Origin of the sequence: Bisbaumannia pacifica (assembly GCF_007989625.1) — a bacterium.
In the GTDB taxonomy this organism is placed as follows: domain Bacteria; phylum Pseudomonadota; class Gammaproteobacteria; order Pseudomonadales; family Halomonadaceae; genus Bisbaumannia; species Bisbaumannia pacifica.
In genome coordinates, this window is sequence record NZ_BJUK01000025.1 from 20298 (window position 1) to 41114 (window position 20817).

The window sequence follows — 20817 nt, forward strand, 5'->3', positions numbered from 1 at the left end:
CCGGGGGCCACCATGAATTCGAGCACCGATACGCTGACCAGCTCCGACCGCCAGGCGGAGCGTCGCACCGATCCCGAGGCGGCCGAAGCGGTGGTACCCACCCGCGTCGAACGCCGCACCCGGGGGGGCTCCAGGGGACGTTCCCGGCTGCTGCTGGGGCTCTATCTGTTGTTTATCCTGCTGCCGATCTATTGGCTGCTGAACATGTCGTTCCAGACCAATACCGAGATTCTCGGCACCCTGTCGTTCTGGCCGCAGGAGCTGACCTTCGAGAACTATGCCAATATCTTCACCGACCCCACCTGGTACATGGGCTACGTGAATTCCATCGGCTATGTGCTGATGAACATGCTGATCAGTATCCTGGTGGCGTTGCCCGCCGCCTATGCCTTCAGCCGCTATCGCTTCATCGGCGACAAGCACCTCTTCTTCTGGTTGCTGACCAACCTGATGGCGCCGCCGGCGGTCTTCCTGCTGCCCTATTTCCAGCTCTACTATTCGGTGGGGCTCTTCGATACCCATGTCGCCGTGGCCCTGGCCCACTGCCTGTTCAATATCCCCCTGGCGGTGTGGATCCTCGAGGGCTTCATGAGCAGCGTGCCCAAGGAGGTGGACGAGACTGCCTACATCGACGGCTACAGCTTCCCCGCCTTCTTCGTGAAGATCTTTGTTCCGATGATTCGCTCGGGGATCGGCGTCACGCTGTTCTTCCTGTTCATGTTCTCCTGGGTGGAGCTGCTGCTGGCGCGGACCCTGACCGCCACCAATGCCCAGCCGATCGCCTCCATCATGACCCGCACCTCCACCGCCTCGGGCATCGACTGGGGCACCCTGGCCGCAGCCGGGGTGTTGACCATCATCCCCGGCATCGTGGTGGTCTACTTCGTGCGCAACCATATCGCCAAGGGCTTCGCCCTGGGCCGTACCTGAGGAGTCATGTCATGTCCTGGATGGTCTGGACCCTACCCACGGCGGTGTTCTTTTCCACCATCGCCGCCATGCTGGCCGGCATGACGGCCTGGGAAGTGATCTCGCCCTCGGTGGAGCGCAAGGGCTTCCTGCCCATTGTCACCACCCGCGGCGACCGCCTCTTCATTGGCCTGCTGTCCGCCGCCTATATCCATCTGGCGGTGATCGGTTTCACCTCCCTGAGCATCTGGCTCGCCCTGGCCGTCTCCGTGGTCTGGCTGCTGATCCTGATGCGCTGGGGCTAGTCGAGGAGAAGAGCAGTACGTAAGCGCAGTAATGCCCGCGGCAGGGACGCCGCTACCCCCCAACCAGGATGGTTTCCTTAAGCGAAATGAGGTCGATATGAAGAACAAGAGATTGGGCCTGGCGATCGTCGCCTCTGGGCTGCTGATCGCCTCGGGCGGGGCGCACGCCATCGATGAACAGCGCCGCGCGGTGATCGAGCGCTGGGTGGACGAGGTCTTCCAGGACTCCACCCTGACCCGCGAGCAGCAGATCGCCGAGCTGGAGTGGTTCGCCCGGGCCGCCGAGCCGTTTCGCGGCATGAGCATCAATACCGTGGCGGAGGGGCTGACGACCCACGCCTACGAGCGGGATGTCCTCGCCCAGGCCTTCAGCGAGATCACCGGCATCGAGGTGACCCACAACATCATCGGCGAGGGCGATGTGGTGGATAACATGCAGACCCAGATGCAGTCGGGGCGCAATATCTACGATGCCTACGTGAACGACTCCGATGCCATCGGTACCCATATTCGCTATGGCACCACCATCAACCTTTCCGAGGCCATGGCCAACGAGTGGGCCGACTTCACCCTGCCCAGCCTGGACCTGGATGACTTTATCGGCATCCAGTACACCACGGGCCCCGATGGCAGTCTCTATCAGCTACCGACCCAGCAGTTCGCCAACCTCTACTGGTTCCGCTACGACTGGTTCCAGCGCGAGGACCTCCGGGCCCAGTTCCGCGAGCGCTACGGCTATGAACTGGGCGTGCCCACCAACTGGACTGCCTACGAGGATATCGCCGAGTTCTTCTCTGAACACGTGGAGGAGATCGATGGCGTGCGGGTCTATGGCCATATGGACTATGGGCGGCGCGATCCCTCCCTGGGCTGGCGCTTCCATGACTCCTGGCTCTCCATGGCGGGCATGGGCAGCCCCGGGGTGCCCTTCGGCAACCCGGTGGACGACTGGGGCATCCGTGTCGATGAGCAGAGTCGACCGGTCGGGGCCAGCGTCAGCCGTGGTGGCGCCACCAACTCGCCGGCGTCCGTCTTCGCGGTGACCAAGATGGTCGACTGGTTGCGCGACTATGCGCCCCCCGAGGCCCAGGGCATGACCTTCGGCGAGGCCGGGCCGGTGCCGGCCCAGGGCAACATCGCCCAGCAGATGTTCTGGTACACCGCCTTTACCGCGGACATGACCGACCCGAGCCTGCCGGTGACCGATGACGAGGGCAATCCGCTCTGGCGCATGGCGCCGTCACCGGTGGGGCCCTACTGGGAAGAAGGCATGAAGGTGGGGTACCAGGACGTGGGATCCTGGACCTTCTTCGACTCGACCCCGGAGGATCGGCGCACCGCCGCCTGGCTCTTCGCCCAGTTCACCGTGTCCAAGACGGTATCCCTGGAAAAGCTGCTCGATGGTCTGACGCCGATTCGCCGCTCCGATATCTTCTCCGAGACCCTGACCGAGATGGCGCCGCGCCTGGGTGGCCTGGTGGAGTTCTATCGCAGCGCCAACGAGTCCAACTGGACCCCCACCGGCACCAACGTGCCCGACTATCCGCGCATGGCGCCTCTGTGGTGGCAGAACCTGGCCCCGGCGGTCAGCGGCGAAGTCACCCCCCAGCAGGCCCTGGATAACCTGGCCGCGGACCTCGATAACCTGATGGGACGCCTGGCCCGGGCCAACGTCTTCGAGACCTATGCGCCACTGCTCAACGACGAGCGGGCCCCCGAGTTCTGGCTCGACGAGCCCGGCGCCCCCAAACCGCGCCTGGAAGACGAGCGGCCGCCTGGGCAGACAATGCCCTATGATCAGATGATGGAGGAGTGGATGGCCGCCGGCAGCCGCTACTGAGCCTCGGTTGCCTGCGCCACGAGGCCCCGGGCATGCCCGGGGCCTCGTTGTATTCAGCGCCGGTAGCGATAGCTCAGGGACTCGTCCTTGCGCGGGCCCTGAATGGTCCAGCTCAGGTCGAAGCCCTCGTCCACCAGGTTCAGCCGGGCCCGGTAGCGATCCTCGCCGCACAGGTGTGCCTCGGCGCTGATCAGGGACGCCGAGTCTGCGGCCACCAGGTCGAAGAGCCATACCGCCTGGTCGGCGCCGCGGCGCTCATGGAAGAGGGCGATGCGCGCCTCGCCCAGCTCCCAGCGGTAGCAGTTACTGAAGGGCACCGGCGTCGCCCGCCCCTCGAGCAGGAAGGTGCCGCTCTCGAAGAAGCGGATCGTCTTGCCTCGTGCCTCTGTGCTCGCCTCGACGCGTACGTCCCCCCTGGCGTGGCCCGCCCAGCCGCTGCGTGACGCGGGACCCGGGCGTGAGACGAAAGCGAGGCGGCGGATGCTGGTCAGGCGCTCGGTGAGGCGTATAATCGCGGTCAACTTTGTTTTCCTTAGGGGTTTACCATGGGCTATCTGATCGGAGTCACCGGCCTCTGGGCCTTCTCCTTTTCGTTGATCGGCGTCTACCTGTCCGGTCAGGTGGACAGCTACTTCGCGGTGCTGGTGCGTATCGTCCTGGCGACCCTGCTGTTCCTGCCTTTCCTGAGGCCGCGCCGGTTGCCGGGAGGTCAGAAGCTGGCGCTGATGGGGATCGGTGCTATCCAGCTGGGGCTGATGTATATCTTCTTCTACCAGTCCTTCCTGCTATTGTCGGTGCCGGAGGTGCTGCTCTTCACCATCTTCACGCCGCTCTACGTGACCCTGCTCGACGATGCCCTGGCCCGGCGCTTCTCGCCATTCTACCTGGTCACCGCGGCCATCGCCGTCCTGGGGGCGGCGGTGATCCGCTATGACGGCGTGGACGGCGGCTTCTGGCTGGGGTTCCTGGTGGTGCAGGGCGCCAACCTGTGCTTCGCCTTCGGCCAGGTGGCCTACCGTCATCTGGCGCCGCGGCTGCCCGAGGACCTGCCCCGGCATGGCGCCTTCGGCTGGTTCTATCTGGGCGCCCTGGCGCTGGTGGTGCTCGCCTTCCTGCTGTTCGGCAATGTCGAGCGGCTGCCTACCACCCCCTTGCACTGGGGCGTGCTGGCCTGGCTGGGGCTGGTGGCCTCGGGGCTCGGCTACTTCCTGTGGAACCAGGGGGCGACACGGGTGGATGCCGGCGCCCTGGCGATCATGAACAACGCCCTGGTCCCGGCGGGACTGCTGGTCAACCTGCTGATCTGGAACCGCGAGGCGGACCTGTCGCGCCTGGCCCTGGGGGGCGCCATCATCGTGGCCTCCTTGCTGGTCAACGAATGGTGGGTGCGTCGCCGGAGCCTCGTGGTGCGGGCCTGAATCACCAAGCCAAGTTTGCTCGGGGTCTGTCGGGACCGCATAATGAGCGGCCTCGAAGGGAGACGCCGAGCCTATGACAGCCTTCAAGACCATCGGCCTGATCGGCCGCCTGGGCAGCGCCAAGGTCGTGGAGACCCTCAAGCGCCTGATCCGCTTTCTCCATGAGGGCGGCTACCATGTGATCCTCGAGGATCGCACCGCCACCGTGCTACTCGAGCATGGCCAGCAGGAGGCCAGCCGCAGCCTGCTGGGCGAGATCTGCGACCTGGTGATCGTGGTGGGGGGTGACGGCAGCCTGCTCGGGGCGGCCCGCGCCTTCTGCCGCAGCGGTACGCCGGTGCTGGGGGTCAATCGCGGGCGCCTGGGCTTTCTCACCGATATCTCCCCTGACGACCTGGAGGAGAAGGTCGGCCAGGTGCTGGGCGGTGACTACGCGATCGAGGAGCGCTTCCTGCTCGACGCCGAGGTCTATCGCAACGACACCCCGGTGGGTGGCGCCGATGCCCTCAACGACGTGGTGGTGCATCCCGGCAAGGCGGTGCGCATGATCGAGTTCGAGCTGTTTATCGACGACCAGTTCGTCTACAGCCAGCGCAGCGATGGGCTGATCATCGCCACCCCCACCGGCTCTACCGCCTATGCCCTCTCCGGGGGCGGGCCCATCGTCCATCCGCGCATCGACGCCATCACCCTGGTGCCGATGTTCCCGCACACTCTCTCTAGTCGCCCCATCGTCATCGATGCCGCCTCGGAGATTCGCATTCATATCGGCGAAACCAACGAGGCCTACCCCCATGTCAGCTGCGACGGCCAGACTCGAGTGGTCTCAAAGCCCGACGACGTCCTCTACGTGCGCCGCAAGCCCCAGCGGCTGAAGCTGGTGCATCCGCCGGGCCATAATTTCTACGAGGTGTGCCGCAGCAAGCTCGGCTGGGGCAGCCGTCTGGGGAGCTGACATGAATCGCGTCGAAGGCTATGACCTGATCGGTGATGTGCACGGCTGTGGCGCCACCCTGGGGGCCCTGCTCGAGAAGCTGGGCTACCACCAGCGCGGCGGCGTCTACCGTCATCCCCGGCGCAGGGTGATCTTCCTGGGTGACCTGATCGATCGGGGACCGCGTATTCGCCTGGCGGTGCGCATCGCCCGTCGCATGGTGGAGGAGGGCGAGGCGCTGATCGTGATGGGCAATCACGAATACAACGCTCTGGCCTACTGCCACCCCGGCGCCGAGGGGCAGGGCTGGCTGCGGCCTCATAGCCCCCGCCATAACCGCATCATCAAGGAGACCCTGGAGCAGTACCACGATCACCCGGCGGAGTGGGACGATACCCTGGCCTGGTTTATGCAGATCCCGCTGGTGCTGGAGCTCGAGGGGCTGCGGGTGGTGCATGCCTGCTGGGATCATGCCCTGGTGGCGGCGCTCCGGGCGCGGCTGCCCGAGGCGCGCATGGACGATGCCTTCCTGCGCGAGTCGGTGCACCCCGGCAGCGAGGCCTTTCGCATCCTCGATCGCCTGACCCGAGGCAGTCACCTGCGCCTGCCGGAAAACGTGCGCATCCACTCCGGGGACGGCTTTACCCGCCAGAGCTTCCGCACCCACTTCTGGGCCCGCCACCCGCGCACCTACGGAGACGTGGTCTTCCAGCCCGACAACCTGCCCGGTGATCTGGAGTGGCGGCCCCTGAATCACAGCGAGCGGGCCAGCCTCAGCTATTACGGGCCCGAGGAGCCGCCGCTGTTTATCGGTCACTATTGGTGCGAGGGTATTCCGGCCCTGCCGGTCCCGAACATCGCCTGCCTCGACTACAGCGCGGTCAAGTTCGGTCGCCTGGTGGCCTACCGCTGGAGCGGCGAGGCACGCCTCAATGCCGACCGCTTCGTCTGGGTGGAGGTGCCCCGGGATGAGCAGGCCCGGCCGCGCCCCTGGGAGATCGATTGCGATTGATACAAAGAATTACAAAATTCCCGGGAACGGCGCCGAACCAAGTCACCATCCGGCCATCTCAATAGGTGTTCCCTTGAATGATCCCTTGCTCTTGTCCGGCGGCCCCCTCCGCCGGACTTTTTCTTTTGCGATTGTCAAATTTGCGATTGTCAAAAATGGCCGCGGCGGCCCGCTGATCCCGGTTCCAGCCGAGGCTACTCCATTAGTTTCTTAGGCCCGGCTATGGCATCACCGTTTGAATTGCTTAGGGGCGCTGGGGGCAGGCCGGAGCAAAGCGTCTTTTTCAGGGACGAAAAAGTCGAGCGTCCATGGACGGATTCACAGCGTCTTTGCGTAGTGCCTGCCCCCAGGGTAGCCCCGGGCCCCAGCATAGGAAGACGCCGGCCGGGATGGCCTGGTGGTCGCGGCGGCCTGCTTACCGACGCTGGCAACGCCGATGGTAAACTAGCCGGGAACCCTTCGAGGACCGCATGCCCCATGTACAAGGTGTTGACCCTGCCCCGCGATGTGGATACCCGCCCGCTGCGTCAAGCCCTCTGGGCCCACCGCATCGGCCACCGCTTCACCGAGGACGAGGAGGGCTACACCCTGTGGCTGGCCGATCCCGACCAGTATCAGCAGCTGCTGCAACTCGTCGAGCGCTGGCGGCGCGGCGAGCCGCTGATGCCCCAGGGACGTGCCCCGCGCGCCGCGACCCAAGCCCCGGCCTGGTCGATGCCTTTCCGCCTGGCACCGGTCACCGCCAGCCTGCTGGCCGCCTGTGTGGCGGTCTTCGGGTTGATGGCGCTATTCGGCGATCTGGTCATCGCCTGGCTTGCCATCGTGCCCCTGGCGGTGGCCCGGGGCAGCCTGGTGGTGGGCGACATGAGCGATGTCCTCCTCGGCCAGCCCTGGCGGCTGTTTACCCCGGCGCTGCTGCACTTCGGCTGGATGCACCTGATCTTCAATATGCTCTGGCTCTGGTACTTCGGCCGCCAGATCGAGGCGTTGCGGGGTCGGGGGCGCATGCTGCTGATCGTGCTGTTGAGCGGGGTGGGCGGCAACCTGGCCCAGTACGCCACCGGCACGGTGCTCTTCGGCGGCATGTCCGGGGTCGACTTCGCCCTGCTCGGCTATGTGTGGCTGATGTCGCGGCGCGCCCCCGGCAGCGGCTTCTTCGTGCCCCAGATGCTGGTGGTCTTTATGCTCGGCTGGATGGTCTTCACCATGACCGACATGGCCGCGGCGGTGGGTTTCGGCAACGTGGCCAACGAGGCCCATCTCGGCGGCCTGGTCGTGGGCCTGATCCTGGGCTGGTATGATTCGGCCCGGGCCCGCCAATCCTGAGGAAGTGACCATGAGCGAGATGACCTTCGAAAAGATGATTCGCCAGATGACACCGGCGATCTATGCCAGCCTCAAGCAGGCGGTGGAGCTGCGCAAGTGGCCCGATGGGCGCCGCCTCAGCGAGGCGCAACTGGAGCTCTGCCTGGAAGCGGTGCTCAAGTACGAGGTGGAGCACGAGGTGCCGGAAGCGTCACGGGTCGGTTACCTGGAGCGCGCCGGTTGCGCCTCCCAACAGGACGGCGAGGATGAGATCAAGTGGGTGAACTGACCACGCTGGCCAGCGGCTGCCTGAGCAAGATGGCCATCGAGCCGGGGGCGGGGGGCGAGCCGGCCCACTATGCGTTTCGCGCCGGCGACCAGCGAGTCGACCTCAATGCCTGCCTCGGTCGGCCGGTACGGCTGACTTGGAGCGGCGCCATCGCCTGCACCCACTGTGGTCGGGCCACCAAGAAGAGCTTCGCCCAGGGCTACTGCTATCCCTGCTTCAAGAAGCTCGCCCAGTGCGACACCTGCATCATCAAGCCGGAGACCTGCCACTTCTTCGCCGGCACCTGCCGCGAGCCGGCCTGGGCCGAGCGTCACTGCTTCCAGCCCCATGTGGTCTATCTGGCCAACTCCTCTGGACTCAAGGTGGGCATTACCCGGGGTACCCAGGTGCCGACCCGCTGGCTCGACCAGGGCGCCATCCAGGCCTTGCCGATCCTCGAGGTGGCGACTCGCCAGCAGTCCGGCTTCGTGGAGATGCTGTTCAAGGAGGAGGTGGCCGATCGCACCAACTGGCGGGCCATGCTCAAGGGGGAGGTCGAGCCCCTGGACCTGGTCGCCGAGCGGGATCGGCTGCTGGCGCGGCTGGATAGCGGCCTGGCGGCGCTGCGCGAGCGCTTCGGTGATGAGGCGATCCGCGTGCTCGAGGCCGCCCCGGTCGCGCTCGATTACCCGGTGCTGGAATTCCCGCGCAAGATCGTCTCCCACAATTTCGACAAGCGACCGGTGGTGGAGGGGACCCTGATGGGACTCAAGGGGCAGTACCTGATCCTCGACAGCGGGGTGATCAACCTGCGCAAGTTTACCGGCTACGAGGTCACCCTCGAGGCGGCCTGAGGTCACCCGAAAAAACACGACGCCCGGGCCCTGACTCGAGTCAGGGGCCCGGGCGTCGTCGTATTCGGCGTAGAGGACTAGGCCTGTGAGCTGACCCGGCTGGCACGCTTGCGGGCCTGGCCGTCGGGGCCATAGAGAGGCTTGCCGGCGGCGTCGCGCAGGAAGTCGAGCATCTGCTGATTCTGGCGCATGCGCTCGAGAATCAGCTCGCCATTGGTGGCATTGAGCTCGCGAACCCGCTCGGCCAGGGCCATCAGCGCCTGCCAGGCGTCCGGACAGCCGGCATCGAGGGCGGCCTGGCGGGCGCCTTCGCGCCCCTCCGGGTAGCCCAGCCTGGCCTGGGCCTGGCGGCGCTGCGTCTCCAGGGTGTCGAGTTCCCCGAACAGGCGCTGCTTGGTCTCGGCCAGGCCGGCCAGCTCGTCGCCATCCACCTGGGCCCGGGCGAGGGCGGCGGTTTCCTGGCGCAGGGCGTCGAGCAGGGCATCGAGGTGCCGTTGCTGGCGGGAGAGGTGCGCGGCGAGGCCCATCAGAGCTCCTTGAGGCTCTCGATCAGGCCGTCGGCGATGCGCTCGGCACGAATCTCCAGGCGACCCTCGCTGATCGCCTGGCGAATCTCGTTGACCCGCACGTTATCGATATCCTGACGGCTGTCCTGGGCCTGCTGGCTGAGGTGTGCCACCGCCGCCGGCGTGGGCTGGCCGCTCGCGCTCTTGGGGGCCGCCTTTTCCTGACGCTGGGATTCCAGCTGAGTGGGCCGCTGGGGGGGATGGGAGTTGTCGATTTTCACGCCTAATGCCTCTCGCCGGGGTGCCTGCTTCTATTATCGGCGCTCGCGCCGCTGACTTTAACCCCGCCCTCAAGAAAATTCCCGCCTCGGGGATGGTGCCGCTAAAAGATAACGGCCAGGCGGGCGTCGCCGATCACCTCGGCCTCGATGATCTCGCGGTTGGTCAGGCGCACCCGCACCCGCTCGCCGCGGCCCCCGGCTTCCAGGGCCTCGCCCTCGCGGCTGACCCGAAAGCCCTGGCCCCGCGCCTCGACCACCACCCGCTGGCGACGTTCCACCAGGGGCTCGGTGCGCAGCATCGCCTCCAGCAGGTGGCTACCTTCCCGCAGGGAGCGAGTCAGTTGCTGGCCCAGGGCCGCCTCGATCTCGCGCACTGCCTGGCGTGGCAGACGCCCCAGGTCGCCGCGCGCCAGGCGAAGGTCGTCGCGCTGAAGGGTTTCGCCGGCGGCCAGGTCCCGCGCCGCCACCGGGTACTCGCCGAAGACGCTGAGCTCGGCCTGCAGGTAGCGTACCTGGCGGCCTTCCTCGCCGCAGCGCACGCCCACCGAGACCCGCCCCGGGGCGAGCTCCCGCTGACCGGGGAGGAAGGGCTCCGGCGCCTGGCAGGCGGGAAACTGGCCCGCCGGCGGATGTACCTCGATCATCACCTCGTCGCCGAGTGCCTGGCTCTGCTCATACAGGAAGGCATGGACCGCCTCGAACAGGGGGGCATCGTCGCCTTTGGCCGCCGCCGGTAGGGCCAGGAGCAGCGCCAGGGGCAAGATCAGCAAGCGTAGCAGCAGAGACATAGGGCGTCGCCAGGAAGAAGTGAGGACTACGATTCTATGCCGCCTGGCGGGGCCATAGCAGATGAATTGACCGTGAATTCCGCGGCTGTTTATCCCTTTGCCCTGACAGCGGCCTGGCTATCCTTCACCCTCGTCTTTTTCTATCGGCTACGGGGACGTGCCCATGATCGATCGGCTGTCTGAGTCGCTGCGCTTCCATCAGGAGGCCCTGAACCTGCGCAGTCAGCGCCACGAGGTGCTGGCCAGCAATATCGCCAACGCCGATACCCCCAACTACAAGGCGCGGGATATCGACTTCGCCGGCGAACTCTCCCGGGTGATGAGCCAAGGGCGGGCCAGCGGTGGCGGCCTCGAGTTGGCCACCACCTCGGCGCGGCACCTGCCGGGGCAGGGCATGGCCAGCGGCGGCTTCCATGACCTGCTCTACCGAGTGCCGGACCAGCCCAGCCTGGACGGCAACACCGTGGATATGGATCGCGAGCGTACCCAGTTCGCCGATAACGCGGTGCGTTATCAGGCCGCCCTGACCATGATCAACAGCCGTATCCAGGGCCTCAAGAACGCCATGCAGCCCGAGTGATCGTCCCTCGGCTAAAGGAGCAGCCAGATGTCGATGTTTTCCGTCTTCGATATTTCCGGGTCGGCGATGAGCGCCCAGGCCCAGCGCATGAACGTGACCGCCAGCAACCTGGCCAACGCCGATAGCGTCGCCGGGCCCGATGGCGAGGCCTATCGCGCCAAGCAGGTGATGTTCGAGACCCAGGCCCAGGGCCGCCACGGCGTCGGCGGGGTGCGTGTCACCCAGGTGGTGGAGGACCCCAGCCCCATGCGCATGGAGTATCGCCCCGAGCATCCGCTGGCCGATGATCAGGGCTATGTGACCATGCCCAACGTCGAGCCGGCCCATGAGATGGTCAATATGATCTCCGCCTCGCGCTCCTACCAAGCCAATGTCGAGGTCATGAACACCAGCAAGCAGCTGATGCTCAAGACCCTGACCCTGGGCGAGGGCTAAGCCATGACCTCGCCGATCGGCAATAACGTCCTCAACAGCGTCAATGGTGGCGGTAACGCCGGCCTGGGGCCGCGCCAGTCCCAGGAGCTCCGCGAGAGTTTCATGACGCTGTTGATCACCCAGCTGCAGAATCAGGATCCGCTCAATCCCATGGAGAACGCGGAGATGACCTCACAGCTGGCGCAGATCAATACCGTCAGCGGTATCGAGCAGCTCAACGAGACCCTCGACGGCATCACCTCCCAGATCGACGCGGGGCAGCAGCTGCAGGCCAGTGCCCTGATCGGCAAGGGGGTCATGGTGCCGGGGAATCGGGTGCTGCTACAGACCGATGACGAGGGCAATGCCCATACCACCCCCTTCGGCGTGGAACTGGCGGCTCCCGCGGATAATGTCACGGCGACCATCGTCAATGACAGCGGCCAGGTGATCAACCGCTACGAGCTGGGAGCGGTGGACGCCGGCGTCCACTCCTTCAGTTGGGATGGAGAGACCAGCGACGGCGAGATCGCCGCACCGGGCGCCTATCGGGTGCGTATCGAGGCCACCCAGGGTGAGGATCCCGTGAGCGTCGACGCCCTGCACTACGCCGTGGTGGGCGGGGTGACGCCGAGCGACAACGGCGTGCGACTCGACCTGGGCGGCGTCTATGGCCAGGTGGGCCTGGATGACGTCAAGCAGATCCTGTAACGCCACAACAGCATAACGACGTCCGGCCAGGGCGCGACACCCGCATTATTCATCGACGCAGAGGAAGTTGAGATGGGCTTTTCCCAGGCATTGAGTGGTTTGAACTCCGCCGCCGCCAAGCTGGACGTGGTGGGCAACAATATCGCCAACTCCCAGACCGTGGGCTTCAAGAGCTCCGGCGCCCAGTTCGCCGACGTCTACGCCGGCTCCGTGGGGCTGGGCACCCGGGTCAGCGCGGTGCTGCAGAACTTCAAGGATGGCAATATCGAGAGCACCAACCGCAACCTGGACCTGGCCATCGCCGGCCAGGGCTTCTACCGCTTCCAGCAGGGCGGTGGCGAAGTGCTCTACTCCCGCAACGGCCAGCTCTCCCTGAATGCCGACGGCGACCTGATCAATGCCCAGGGCGCCAAGCTGATGGGCTATGGCCTGGAAGACGCCAACGACCCCTTCTCGGCGGTCGCCGCCGGGGGCGAGCCGGTGGCCCTGAACGTGCCCTCCGACGATATGCCGGCCAATGCCACTGAGGACCTGGATATCAAGCTCAATCTGGATTCCGGTGAGGCGGTCATCGATCGGGGCACCGTCCCCTTCGATGCCACGGATTCTACGACCTACAGTTACTCCACGTCGGCTAGCGTCTTCGATTCCCAGGGCAATGCCCGCAACCTGACCCTGTTCTATACCAAGACCGCGGCCAATACCTGGGAAGTCAATGCGCGCCTTAGCGGCGGACCGGCCGGAGCGCCCGAATACACCCCAACGGCGGCGTTGACCGGACTGACCTTCGATCCCAATGGCGTGCTAAGTGGCTACACCCCTGAGACCCTGAGTTTCGATCTCACGGGGGAAGGCTTCGCTCAGCTGGATATCGCCTTCGATCAGACCGGCTCCACCCAGTTCGCTAATACCTCCACGGTGAATGACCTCGATCAAGACGGTTATACCTCCGGCACCCTGGTGGGCATCACCATCCAGGAGGATGGCACCGTGATGCGCAACTACTCCAACGAGCAGTCGGTGGCCGCCGGGCAGATCGTGCTGGCCAACTTCCGCAACCCCGAGGGCCTGAGCCCCGAGGGCGATAACGGCTGGAGCTCGACCCAGGCCTCCGGCCAGGAGCTGCTCGGCACGCCGGGCAGTGGGGTGCTGGGCGCCATCCAGTCCGGGGCCATCGAGACCTCCAACGTCGACATGGCCCGGGAGCTGGTGGAGATGATCGTCACCCAGCGCGCCTACCAGGCCAACTCCCAGACCATCAAGACCCAGGATGAGGTCCTGCAGACCGCCATCAACCTGCGCTGATGGGAGCCTGAGCCATGGATCGTATCCTCTATACCGCCATGAGCGGCGCCAAGCAGAGCATGGATCAGCAGGCGGTGGTCAGCCACAACCTGGCCAATGCCGGCACCAGCGGCTTCCGTGCCCAGCTGCACGCCATGCGCGCGGTGCCGGTGCAGGGCGATGGCCTGCTGCCGACCCGGGTGTCGGTGGCCGCCACCACCCCGGGGGCCGACTTCTCGCCGGGGCCCATGAGCACCACCGGGCGTGACCTGGACGTGGCCATCGAGGGCGACGGTTGGCTGGCGGTACAGGCCCCGGACGGCACCGAGGCCTATACCCGCCGCGGCGATATCCAGGTCGACGGCGACGGCGTGCTGCGCATCGCCGGCCACCCGGTGATCGGCGACGACGGCCCCATGGTGGTGCCGCTCGGCGCACGGCTCTCGATGGGCGCCGACGGCACCGTCAGCGCCATCGGCGAGGGCCAGCAGGCGGATGCCCTGGTGGACGTGGGGCGCATCAAGCTGGTCGACCCCGGCGAGGCGGCCCTGGTGCGCGGCGACGACGGCCTCTTTCGCGCCCCCGCTGGGGCGCTACCCCAGGGCGAGGCCGTGCGCCTGGCCAGCGGCACCCTGGAGGGCAGCAACGTCAGTGCCATCGAGTCGATGGTCTCGATGATCGACGTGGCGCGGCGCTACGAGATGCAGATGAAGGTGATCTCCAGCGCCGACGAGAATGCCCAGCGTGCTAACAGCCTGCTCTCCCTGCAGGGCTAACCGGATACTAAGGACGACACAACGATGATTTCTTCACTGTGGACCGCCAAGACCGGCCTGGAGTCGCAGCAGGTCCAGATGGACGTGATCTCCAACAACCTGGCCAACGTCGGCACCAACGGCTTCAAGCGCTCCCGGGCGGTATTCGAGGACCTACTCTATCAGAACCTGCGTCAGCCCGGCGCCAACAACGACATCCAGAACCGCCTGCCCTCCGGCATGCAGGTGGGCACCGGGGTGCGCCCGGTGGCCACCGAGCGCCTGCACAATCAGGGCGGGCTCGAGGCCACCGGCAACTCCCGGGACCTGGCCATCGAGGGTAACGGCTTCTTCCAGGTACTGATGCCCGACGGCACCACCGGCTATACCCGGGACGGCAGCTTCCAGCTCGATCAGAACGGCCAGATGGTCACCGCCAACGGTTATCCCCTGGAGCCGGCGATCATCATTCCCCAGAACGCCCTGTCGATCTCCATCGGCGAGGACGGCATCGTCAGCGTGCGGGTGCCCGGCGATTCCCAGAACCAGGAGGTGGGGCAGATCTCCCTCTCCACCTTCGTCAATCCCACCGGCCTGGAGAGCATCGGCGGCAACCTCTACCGGGAGACCACCGCCTCCGGCCCGCGCAACGAGAACCTGCCGGGCATGAACGGCACCGGCACCCTGATGCAGAACTACGTGGAGACCTCCAACGTCAACGTGGTGGAGGAGATGGTCAGCATGATCCAGACCCAGCGGGCCTACGAGATCAACAGCAAGGCGGTGCAGACCAGCGACGAGATGCTGGCCCGCCTGGCCCAGCTCTAAGGATCCTTGACGCCATGGGAGCCATGATGCGACACCTCGGCCCGGTCCTGCTCGCCCTGACGCTGCTGGCCCTGGCCGGCTGCGCGCAGATCCCCCATGCCTCGGTGGTGGGGGAGCAGGAGCAGATCAGTATTCCCGACCGCCCGGCGCCGGTGGCCAACGGCTCCATCTATCAGGAGCGCCGCGGTTACCAGCCGCTGTTCGAGGATCGTCGCCCGCGCATGGTGGGAGATATCCTCACCATCGTGCTGGACGAAGAGGTCAGCGCCAGCAAGAACGCGCGCACCAATGCCGATCGCAACGGCTCGGCGAGTCTCGAGCTCGATACCCTGCCCGATGCCCTGGAGACCCTCGCCGAGTACGGCTTCGACCTCTCCGGGGCCAGCGACTTCGATGGCGGCGGTGGCTCCCAGGCCAACAACTCCTTTACCGGCACCATCACGGTGTCGGTGCTGGAGGTGATGAATAACGGCAACCTGCGGGTGCGCGGCGAGAAGCAGATCGCCATCAACCAGGGCACCGAGTTCATCCGCTTCTCCGGGGTGGTCAACCCGCGCACCATCACCGCCCAGAACAGCGTGCCCTCCACCCAGGTGGCCGATGCCCGCATCGAGTACGTGGGCGACGGCTATATCAACGAGGCCCAGCACATGGGCTGGCTGCAGCGCTTCTTCCTGAATATTTCACCCTTCTGACGGGCCGCCCCTATGATGACCCCGACCCGACCGCTATCGCGACTCGCCACCTGCCTGCTGATCCTGGGGCTGTTGTGGCTGCTGGCCCTACCGGCCCAGGCCGAACGCATCCGCGAGCTGGCCAACTTCGCCGGGGTGCGCGACAACGTCCTGGTGGGCTATGGCCTGGTGGTGGGCCTGGACGGTACCGGCGACCAGACTATGCAGGCGCCCTTCACCGGTCAGAGCCTGACCAATATGCTCTCCCAGCTCGGCGTCACCGTGCCGGCGGGGACCAATATGCAGCTGCGCAACGTGGCGGCGGTGATGGTCACCGCCGACCTGCCGCCCTTTTCGCGGCCCGGGCAGCGCCTCGACGTGGTGGTCTCCTCGGTGGGTAACGCCCGCAGCCTGCGCGGCGGCACCCTGCTGATGACGCCCCTCAAGGGCGCCGACGGCGATACCTACGCCATCGCCCAGGGCAATCTGCTGGTGGGCGGTGCCGGTGCCGAGGCGGGGGGGAGCTCGGTGCAGGTCAATCATCAGGCCAGCGGGCGGATCGCCGGTGGCGCCATGGTGGAGCGCGAGGTACCCCTCAACCTGGGCGCCAACGGCGGCCTGCTGGAGCTGGAGCTCAAGGAAGCCGATTTCGGCACCGCCCAGCGGGTGGTCTCGGCCATCAATCGCGAATTCGGTCGGGTGGTGGCCTCGGCCCGGGACGGTCGGGTGATCGCCCTGGATGGTCCTCTCGACGATAATGCCCGGGTCGGCTTCATGGCCCGGGTCGAGAGCCTGGACGTGATCCCCACCGAGGCCCCGGCGCGGGTGGTGGTCAACTCGCGCACCGGCTCGGTGGTGCTCAATGGCGCCGTGCGCCTGCACCGCGCCGCCGTGGCCCATGGCAACCTCTCCATCACCATCGATACCCAGTTCCAGGTCAGCCAGCCGGCGCCCTTCGGCGAGGGCACCACGGTGGTGGTGCCGGACACCGAGATCCGCGTGCAGGAACAGGACGCCTACCTGCGGGTGGTGGAGGGCGCCGACCTCACCGAGGTGGTCAATGCCCTCAACGCCCTGGGTGCCACGCCCCAGGACCTGATGTCGATCCTCGAGGCCCTGAAGGCCGCCGGTTCCCTGCGCGCCGAACTGGAGATCCTGTGATGAGCGCCAACGACCTCTCCGGCCAGTTCGCCCTGGATGTGCAGGGCATCCAGCGCCTGCGTCACACCGCCCGCCAGGACGAGCGGGCCGGCCTCGAGGGAGCCGCCCAGCAGTTCGAGGCGCTGTTCCTGCAGCGCATGCTCAAGAGCATGCGCGCCGCCATCCCCGAAAGCGACCTGATGAACAGTCAGCAGACCCGCTTCTATACCGAGCTGCATGACCAGCAGCTCGCCCAGCACCTGAGCGCCCGGGGCGGCGGCATGGGCCTGGCCGAGGAGCTGGTGCGGCAGTTGGAGGGGCACCTGGGGTCGGTGGCGCCGAACGAGCGGGCCAGCGAGCTGATCGCCGGCATTCCGCGGGGCACGCCGCGGCCCCTGACGTCGATGGGGGAGCAGGCCCCCGTCGACTTTATGCAGGCCCTGGCGGCCCGCCCGGCGGGCGGCGATGAGCCGCTGCGCAGCGAGACCCCGGTGGAGGCACCCGCCGAGCGGGCCGCTAGTGGCGAGCGGGCCGAGCATGTGCAGGCCTTCGTCGAGCGCCTGGCCGAACCGGCCCGGCGTGCCAGCGAGGCCAGCGGGGTGCCCGCCGAGTTGATCCTGGCCCAGGCAGCGCTGGAGACCGGCTGGGGACGGCGTGGCATTCCCACCCGGGATGGCGGCGAGAGCCATAACCTCTTCGGCATCAAGGCCGGCCGGCACTGGCGGGGCGAGACCACCGAGATCGTCACCCACGAGTATATCGATGGGCAGCGCACCCGCATCAGCGACCGCTTCCGGGTCTATGGCTCCTACGCCGAGGCCTTTACCGACTATGCGCGGTTGATCGGCGACAACCCCCGCTATGCAGGGGTCACGGCGGCGGGCAATGCCCGCCAGGCCGCCCACGCCCTGCAGGCCGGCGGCTATGCCACCGACCCCCAATATGCCGACAAGCTGATCAGTATCATGGACAGCCTGGGGCCGCTGCCCGAGGGACCGCGGCTGGCCAGCCGCTAAGCCAGGCCGGTCCTCGCCAGGCCGGTCCTCGCCAGGCCGGTCCTAAAGTTCTGGCGATCGCCGCCGATAACGACATCAACATCTTCAAGGGAAGCGAAGGATGAGCCTGTTCTCCATCGGCGTCAGCGGCCTCAATGCCGCCCAGAACGCCCTCGCCACCACCGGCAACAACATCACCAATGTCTACACCCCGGGCTACAATCGGGAGCTGACCATCCTCAGCGAGGGGCGCGGCGGCAGCGGCGGCGTCCAGGTGCAGGATATCCAGCGTCAGTTCAACCAGTACGTGGCGGGGCAGCTCAATGCCGCCACCAGCAAGTCCTCTGCGCTCAATACCTACCAGGGACAGATCAGCCAGATCGATAGCCTGCTGGCCGATCGCGACGCCGGCCTGGCGCCACTGATGCAGGACTTCTTCTCGTCGCTGGAGGATCTGGCCGGGGCCCCCTCCGACCCGGCGGCCCGTCAGGGGGTGATCGGCAGTGCCAATACCCTGAGCGCCCAGTTCCGCTCCTTCGACGACTACCTGGCGGACATGCAGGACGGCGTCAATGGCCTGATCCGTGACGAGATCGCCCAGATCAACAACGCCACCGAGGAGCTCGCCTACCTCAACCGCGAGATCGCCTTGGCTCGGGCGCGTAGCGGCGAGGCGCCCAATAGCCTGCTCAACCAGCGCGACCACCTGGTCCACGAGATGAGCGAGCGCCTCGACCTGCGCCTTAATATCCAGGACGGCAAGAGCTATAACGTCAGCCTGCCCAATGGCCAGCCGCTGGTGGCGGGGACCCAGGCTTTCAAACTGGAGGCGGTCAATGACGCCAGCGACCCCGAGCGCACCATCATCGGCTATCGCGATCCGGCGGGTAACCTGACCAAGCTCGAGGAAGACGTCATCCAGGGCGGTACCCTGGGCGGCATCATGACCTTCCGCTCCGAGAGCCTGGACCGGGTGCAGAATCAGCTCGGTCAGATGGCCGTCTCCCTGGGCGAGGCCTTCAACGTCCAGCACCGCCAGGGCATCGACCTCAACGGCGATGCCGGTGGCGATATGTTCGGCCTCGGCCAGCCCCAGGCCTTTAGCCATGAGAACAATGGCGGTACCGCATCGCTGGACGTGGCCTTCGGTACCTACAACGATCCGGTGGGTGGCCCCGGCGACCTGACCAACCTGGCCGCGACCGGCTATGACGTGGTCTATGACGGCAGTGACTATGTGGTGACGCGCCAGGACACCGGGGCCACCCTGGATCCCGCCGACGTCGACCTGACCGCTGGCGTGCTCTCCTTCGGCGGCCTGGAGATCACCATTCAGAACGGTCCCCCCGCCGCCGGCGACCGCTTCAATGTACAGCCCCTCAAGGGCGCCGCCGGGGGCATGGACAACCTGATCGGCGATACCTCCAAGATCGCCGCCGGGGAAGAGGATCTCAGCGGCGACAACCGCAATGCCCTGGCGATGCAGGGGCTGCAGGACAAGCAGCTGGTGGGCGGCGGCGCGACCTTTAGCCAGGCTTATGGCGCCCTGGTCAGCGACGTGGGCAACCGCACCAATATCGTCAAGGTCAATGCCGAGGCCCAGCAGGGGCTGACCGATCAGCTCAGCGCGGTGCAGCAGTCCGAGTCCGGGGTCAACCTCGACGAGGAGGCCGCTAACCTGATGCGTTATCAGCAGTACTACATGGCCAACGCCAAGGTGATCGAGACCGGCACCACCATCATCGATACCCTGCTCAACCTGCGTAGCTAAGGCGGCGAGGAATTTTCATGCGTATCAGTACCCAGACCCTGTTCCAGCAGAACGTCAACAGCCTCAACCGCCAGCAGGGCGCCTTCCTGGAGATCGGCCAGCAGATCGCCAGCGGCAAGCGGGTCAGCAAGCCCTCCGACGACCCCCAGGCGGCGTCCCGCGCCGTGGGGGTCGATCAGGCCAAGGCGGTGACCCAGCAGTACATGGATGCTCGGGTCAGCGCCCGTAATGCCCTGGCCCAGAGCGAGAGCGTGCTCAACAGCGCCAGTGATGGCATTACCCGCGCCAAGACCCTGCTGCTGCAGGCCTCCAGCGATGTGCTGAGCGACGTGGATCGCAACTCCGTGGCCAGCGAACTCAAGGGCCTCTACGAGTCCCTGCTGGGCCAGGCCAACAGCACCGATGGCAATGGTCGTTATTTGTTCGGCGGCTATCGGGACGACGCGCCGCCCTTCGCCAAGGACGCCGGCGGCGCCGTGCAGTACGAGGGCGACAGTCGCAATCGCGAGCAGCAGATCGATGCCGCGCGCAAGATGCCGGTCACCGATACCGGCGCCGATATTTTCCAGAGCGTGCATGCCAGCGCTGGCCTGCTGGCCAAGGCGGACGGCGGCAACGCCGGCAATGTCACCTACGACTCGCCCCTGACCACGGACCTCTCTGACCCCGCCTATGGTCAGCAGCACCGCATCGTCTTTAGCGACGATGGTGCCGGCGGCTTCGACTACGAGATCTTCGATGCCGGAGGCGCCAGCGTGCAGACGGGGGCTTATAGCGAAGGCATGCGTCTCGAAGTCGCCGGGATGGCGGTGGATCTCGAGGGCACGCCCGTCGCCGGCGACGAGCTGACCCTGGGCCGCGCCACCGAGATGGAGCCGGACCTGTTCCGCACCCTGGAGAACGCCATCGCCGTGCTGGAGGAGCCCGCCAACACCCCCGCCGAGAAGGCGGCGAGGCGCAATACTCTGAATACCGGCCTGCGTGAGCTGGACAACGCCCAGGACAATATCCTCACCGTGCGGGCCTCGGTGGGGGCGCGGCTCAACGAGCTGGACGTGGTGGATAGCGTGGCCGGCAACCGCATGATCAATTACGAGCAGACCCTCTCCGATCTGGTCGACCTCGACTACGTGGAGGCCGCCGCCGACTATAGCCTGCGCCAGGTGGGACTGATGGCGGCCCAGAAGGCCTTCGTCGATATTCAGGGCGTCTCGCTCTTCGATCAGCTGTAGGCCATGGCCAACG

Annotated in this window: 24 protein-coding genes; 20 read left to right on the plus strand and 4 right to left on the minus strand. The window is 66.4% G+C overall.

Annotation, left to right across the window (positions count from 1 at the left end; translation table 11 throughout):
• The first annotated feature begins 12 nt into the window (after positions 1 to 12).
• The 3 genes from HPA02_RS11380 to HPA02_RS11390 all read left to right on the plus strand — a co-directional run bounded on the left by HPA02_RS11380 (position 13) and on the right by HPA02_RS11390 (position 3054).
• Positions 13 to 930, plus strand: coding sequence for a carbohydrate ABC transporter permease (locus tag HPA02_RS11380; protein WP_146803320.1), 918 nt, complete (start codon positions 13 to 15; stop codon positions 928 to 930).
• A gap of 11 nt (positions 931 to 941) precedes the next feature.
• Positions 942 to 1214, plus strand: coding sequence for a DUF2160 domain-containing protein (locus HPA02_RS11385; protein ID WP_146803321.1), 273 nt, complete (start codon positions 942 to 944; stop codon positions 1212 to 1214).
• Positions 1215 to 1311: 97 nt separating this feature from the next.
• Positions 1312 to 3054, plus strand: coding sequence for an ABC transporter substrate-binding protein (locus tag HPA02_RS11390; protein ID WP_146803322.1), 1743 nt, complete (start codon positions 1312 to 1314; stop codon positions 3052 to 3054).
• A gap of 53 nt (positions 3055 to 3107) precedes the next feature.
• On the opposite strand, the gene HPA02_RS11395 is transcribed toward HPA02_RS11390, so the two are convergent.
• Positions 3108 to 3575 (minus strand): DUF6314 family protein, encoded by a 468-nt coding sequence (locus HPA02_RS11395; protein ID WP_146803323.1) that lies wholly within the window; start codon positions 3573 to 3575, stop codon positions 3108 to 3110.
• A 24-nt stretch (positions 3576 to 3599) separates the two neighbouring features.
• Between HPA02_RS11395 and HPA02_RS11400 the strand changes: the two genes are divergently transcribed.
• The 6 genes from HPA02_RS11400 (at position 3600) to HPA02_RS11425 (ending at position 8845) form a co-directional block, all read left to right on the plus strand.
• Positions 3600 to 4472 (plus strand): carboxylate/amino acid/amine transporter, encoded by an 873-nt coding sequence (locus HPA02_RS11400; RefSeq protein WP_146803324.1) that lies wholly within the window; start codon positions 3600 to 3602, stop codon positions 4470 to 4472.
• 73 nt (positions 4473 to 4545) lie between these two features.
• Positions 4546 to 5427 (plus strand): NAD(+) kinase, encoded by an 882-nt coding sequence (locus HPA02_RS11405; protein ID WP_146803325.1) that lies wholly within the window; start codon positions 4546 to 4548, stop codon positions 5425 to 5427.
• 1 nt (position 5428) lies between these two features.
• Positions 5429 to 6418, plus strand: coding sequence for a metallophosphoesterase (locus HPA02_RS11410; RefSeq protein WP_146803326.1), 990 nt, complete (start codon positions 5429 to 5431; stop codon positions 6416 to 6418).
• A gap of 477 nt (positions 6419 to 6895) precedes the next feature.
• Entirely contained in the window at positions 6896 to 7744 is an 849-nt protein-coding gene (locus HPA02_RS11415; RefSeq protein WP_146803327.1) for a rhomboid family intramembrane serine protease, read from the plus strand.
• A gap of 10 nt (positions 7745 to 7754) precedes the next feature.
• Positions 7755 to 8012: a YeaC family protein gene (locus tag HPA02_RS11420; protein WP_146803328.1), complete on the plus strand. Its 258-nt coding sequence runs from the start codon at positions 7755 to 7757 to the stop codon at positions 8010 to 8012.
• 29 nt (positions 8013 to 8041) lie between these two features.
• Positions 8042 to 8845 (plus strand): DUF2797 domain-containing protein, encoded by an 804-nt coding sequence (locus tag HPA02_RS11425; protein WP_146803359.1) that lies wholly within the window; start codon positions 8042 to 8044, stop codon positions 8843 to 8845.
• A gap of 77 nt (positions 8846 to 8922) precedes the next feature.
• Here HPA02_RS11425 and HPA02_RS11430 read toward each other — a convergent pair whose 3' ends face one another.
• The 3 genes from HPA02_RS11430 to flgA form a co-directional block, all read right to left on the minus strand.
• Positions 8923 to 9372, minus strand: a complete 450-nt coding sequence (locus HPA02_RS11430) for a flagella synthesis protein FlgN (protein ID WP_146803329.1) — start codon at positions 9370 to 9372, stop codon at positions 8923 to 8925.
• Complete coding sequence (gene flgM, locus HPA02_RS11435) at positions 9372 to 9632, minus strand: flagellar biosynthesis anti-sigma factor FlgM (protein ID WP_146803330.1); 261 nt, start codon at positions 9630 to 9632, stop codon at positions 9372 to 9374. Before flgM ends, HPA02_RS11430 begins: the two co-directional genes overlap by 1 nt.
• Before the next feature lie 101 nt (positions 9633 to 9733).
• Positions 9734 to 10420, minus strand: coding sequence for a flagellar basal body P-ring formation chaperone FlgA (gene flgA / locus HPA02_RS11440; protein ID WP_146803331.1), 687 nt, complete (start codon positions 10418 to 10420; stop codon positions 9734 to 9736).
• Between the two features lie 163 nt (positions 10421 to 10583).
• Between flgA and flgB the strand changes: the two genes are divergently transcribed.
• From flgB to flgL, 11 genes are all read left to right on the plus strand, one after another.
• Complete coding sequence (gene flgB, locus HPA02_RS11445; RefSeq protein ID WP_146803332.1) at positions 10584 to 11000, plus strand: flagellar basal body rod protein FlgB; 417 nt, start codon at positions 10584 to 10586, stop codon at positions 10998 to 11000.
• 27 nt (positions 11001 to 11027) lie between these two features.
• Complete coding sequence (flgC, locus tag HPA02_RS11450) at positions 11028 to 11435, plus strand: flagellar basal body rod protein FlgC (protein ID WP_146803333.1); 408 nt, start codon at positions 11028 to 11030, stop codon at positions 11433 to 11435.
• Between the two features lie 3 nt (positions 11436 to 11438).
• Entirely contained in the window at positions 11439 to 12125 is a 687-nt protein-coding gene (flgD, locus tag HPA02_RS11455) for a flagellar hook assembly protein FlgD (protein ID WP_146803334.1), read from the plus strand.
• 72 nt (positions 12126 to 12197) lie between these two features.
• The gene (gene flgE, locus HPA02_RS11460; RefSeq protein WP_146803335.1) at positions 12198 to 13430 is read left to right on the plus strand and encodes a flagellar hook protein FlgE; all 1233 of its coding nucleotides are present in this window, start codon (positions 12198 to 12200) and stop codon (positions 13428 to 13430) included.
• Positions 13431 to 13444: 14 nt separating this feature from the next.
• Entirely contained in the window at positions 13445 to 14185 is a 741-nt protein-coding gene (locus tag HPA02_RS11465) for a flagellar basal body rod protein FlgF (protein WP_146803336.1), read from the plus strand.
• A gap of 24 nt (positions 14186 to 14209) precedes the next feature.
• Positions 14210 to 14992 (plus strand): flagellar basal-body rod protein FlgG, encoded by a 783-nt coding sequence (gene flgG / locus HPA02_RS11470; protein ID WP_146803337.1) that lies wholly within the window; start codon positions 14210 to 14212, stop codon positions 14990 to 14992.
• Positions 14993 to 15018: 26 nt separating this feature from the next.
• On the plus strand, positions 15019 to 15687 hold the full coding sequence (locus HPA02_RS11475; protein ID WP_244945914.1) for a flagellar basal body L-ring protein FlgH: 669 nt from the start codon (positions 15019 to 15021) through the stop codon (positions 15685 to 15687).
• A gap of 12 nt (positions 15688 to 15699) precedes the next feature.
• Positions 15700 to 16827: a flagellar basal body P-ring protein FlgI gene (locus tag HPA02_RS11480; RefSeq protein ID WP_146803339.1), complete on the plus strand. Its 1128-nt coding sequence runs from the start codon at positions 15700 to 15702 to the stop codon at positions 16825 to 16827.
• Positions 16827 to 17822 (plus strand): flagellar assembly peptidoglycan hydrolase FlgJ, encoded by a 996-nt coding sequence (flgJ, locus tag HPA02_RS11485; protein WP_146803340.1) that lies wholly within the window; start codon positions 16827 to 16829, stop codon positions 17820 to 17822. The genes HPA02_RS11480 and flgJ overlap by 1 nt, the downstream gene beginning before the upstream one ends.
• A gap of 100 nt (positions 17823 to 17922) precedes the next feature.
• Positions 17923 to 19572: a flagellar hook-associated protein FlgK gene (gene flgK / locus HPA02_RS11490; RefSeq protein ID WP_146803341.1), complete on the plus strand. Its 1650-nt coding sequence runs from the start codon at positions 17923 to 17925 to the stop codon at positions 19570 to 19572.
• A 17-nt stretch (positions 19573 to 19589) separates the two neighbouring features.
• Positions 19590 to 20804, plus strand: coding sequence for a flagellar hook-associated protein FlgL (gene flgL, locus HPA02_RS11495; RefSeq protein WP_146803342.1), 1215 nt, complete (start codon positions 19590 to 19592; stop codon positions 20802 to 20804).
• Positions 20805 to 20817 lie beyond the last annotated feature (13 nt).

Coding starts and splice junctions, on each gene's coding strand:
- HPA02_RS11385 (WP_146803321.1), top strand. CDS start 942: ATGTCCTGGATGGTCTGGACCCTACCCACGGCGGTGTTCTTTTCCACC.
- HPA02_RS11405 (WP_146803325.1), top strand. CDS start 4,546: ATGACAGCCTTCAAGACCATCGGCCTGATCGGCCGCCTGGGCAGCGCC.
- flgJ (WP_146803340.1), top strand. CDS start 16,827: ATGAGCGCCAACGACCTCTCCGGCCAGTTCGCCCTGGATGTGCAGGGC.
- flgK (WP_146803341.1), top strand. CDS start 17,923: ATGAGCCTGTTCTCCATCGGCGTCAGCGGCCTCAATGCCGCCCAGAAC.
- HPA02_RS11475 (WP_244945914.1), top strand. CDS start 15,019: ATGCGACACCTCGGCCCGGTCCTGCTCGCCCTGACGCTGCTGGCCCTG.
- flgC (WP_146803333.1), top strand. CDS start 11,028: ATGTCGATGTTTTCCGTCTTCGATATTTCCGGGTCGGCGATGAGCGCC.
- HPA02_RS11480 (WP_146803339.1), top strand. CDS start 15,700: ATGATGACCCCGACCCGACCGCTATCGCGACTCGCCACCTGCCTGCTG.
- HPA02_RS11415 (WP_146803327.1), top strand. CDS start 6,896: ATGTACAAGGTGTTGACCCTGCCCCGCGATGTGGATACCCGCCCGCTG.
- flgE (WP_146803335.1), top strand. CDS start 12,198: ATGGGCTTTTCCCAGGCATTGAGTGGTTTGAACTCCGCCGCCGCCAAG.
- HPA02_RS11380 (WP_146803320.1), top strand. CDS start 13: ATGAATTCGAGCACCGATACGCTGACCAGCTCCGACCGCCAGGCGGAG.
- HPA02_RS11420 (WP_146803328.1), top strand. CDS start 7,755: ATGAGCGAGATGACCTTCGAAAAGATGATTCGCCAGATGACACCGGCG.
- HPA02_RS11465 (WP_146803336.1), top strand. CDS start 13,445: ATGGATCGTATCCTCTATACCGCCATGAGCGGCGCCAAGCAGAGCATG.
- HPA02_RS11390 (WP_146803322.1), top strand. CDS start 1,312: ATGAAGAACAAGAGATTGGGCCTGGCGATCGTCGCCTCTGGGCTGCTG.
- HPA02_RS11410 (WP_146803326.1), top strand. CDS start 5,429: ATGAATCGCGTCGAAGGCTATGACCTGATCGGTGATGTGCACGGCTGT.
- flgB (WP_146803332.1), top strand. CDS start 10,584: ATGATCGATCGGCTGTCTGAGTCGCTGCGCTTCCATCAGGAGGCCCTG.
- flgL (WP_146803342.1), top strand. CDS start 19,590: ATGCGTATCAGTACCCAGACCCTGTTCCAGCAGAACGTCAACAGCCTC.
- flgG (WP_146803337.1), top strand. CDS start 14,210: ATGATTTCTTCACTGTGGACCGCCAAGACCGGCCTGGAGTCGCAGCAG.
- flgD (WP_146803334.1), top strand. CDS start 11,439: ATGACCTCGCCGATCGGCAATAACGTCCTCAACAGCGTCAATGGTGGC.
- flgA (WP_146803331.1), bottom strand. CDS start 10,420: ATGTCTCTGCTGCTACGCTTGCTGATCTTGCCCCTGGCGCTGCTCCTG.
- HPA02_RS11430 (WP_146803329.1), bottom strand. CDS start 9,372: ATGGGCCTCGCCGCGCACCTCTCCCGCCAGCAACGGCACCTCGATGCC.
- HPA02_RS11425 (WP_146803359.1), top strand. CDS start 8,042: ATGGCCATCGAGCCGGGGGCGGGGGGCGAGCCGGCCCACTATGCGTTT.
- HPA02_RS11400 (WP_146803324.1), top strand. CDS start 3,600: ATGGGCTATCTGATCGGAGTCACCGGCCTCTGGGCCTTCTCCTTTTCG.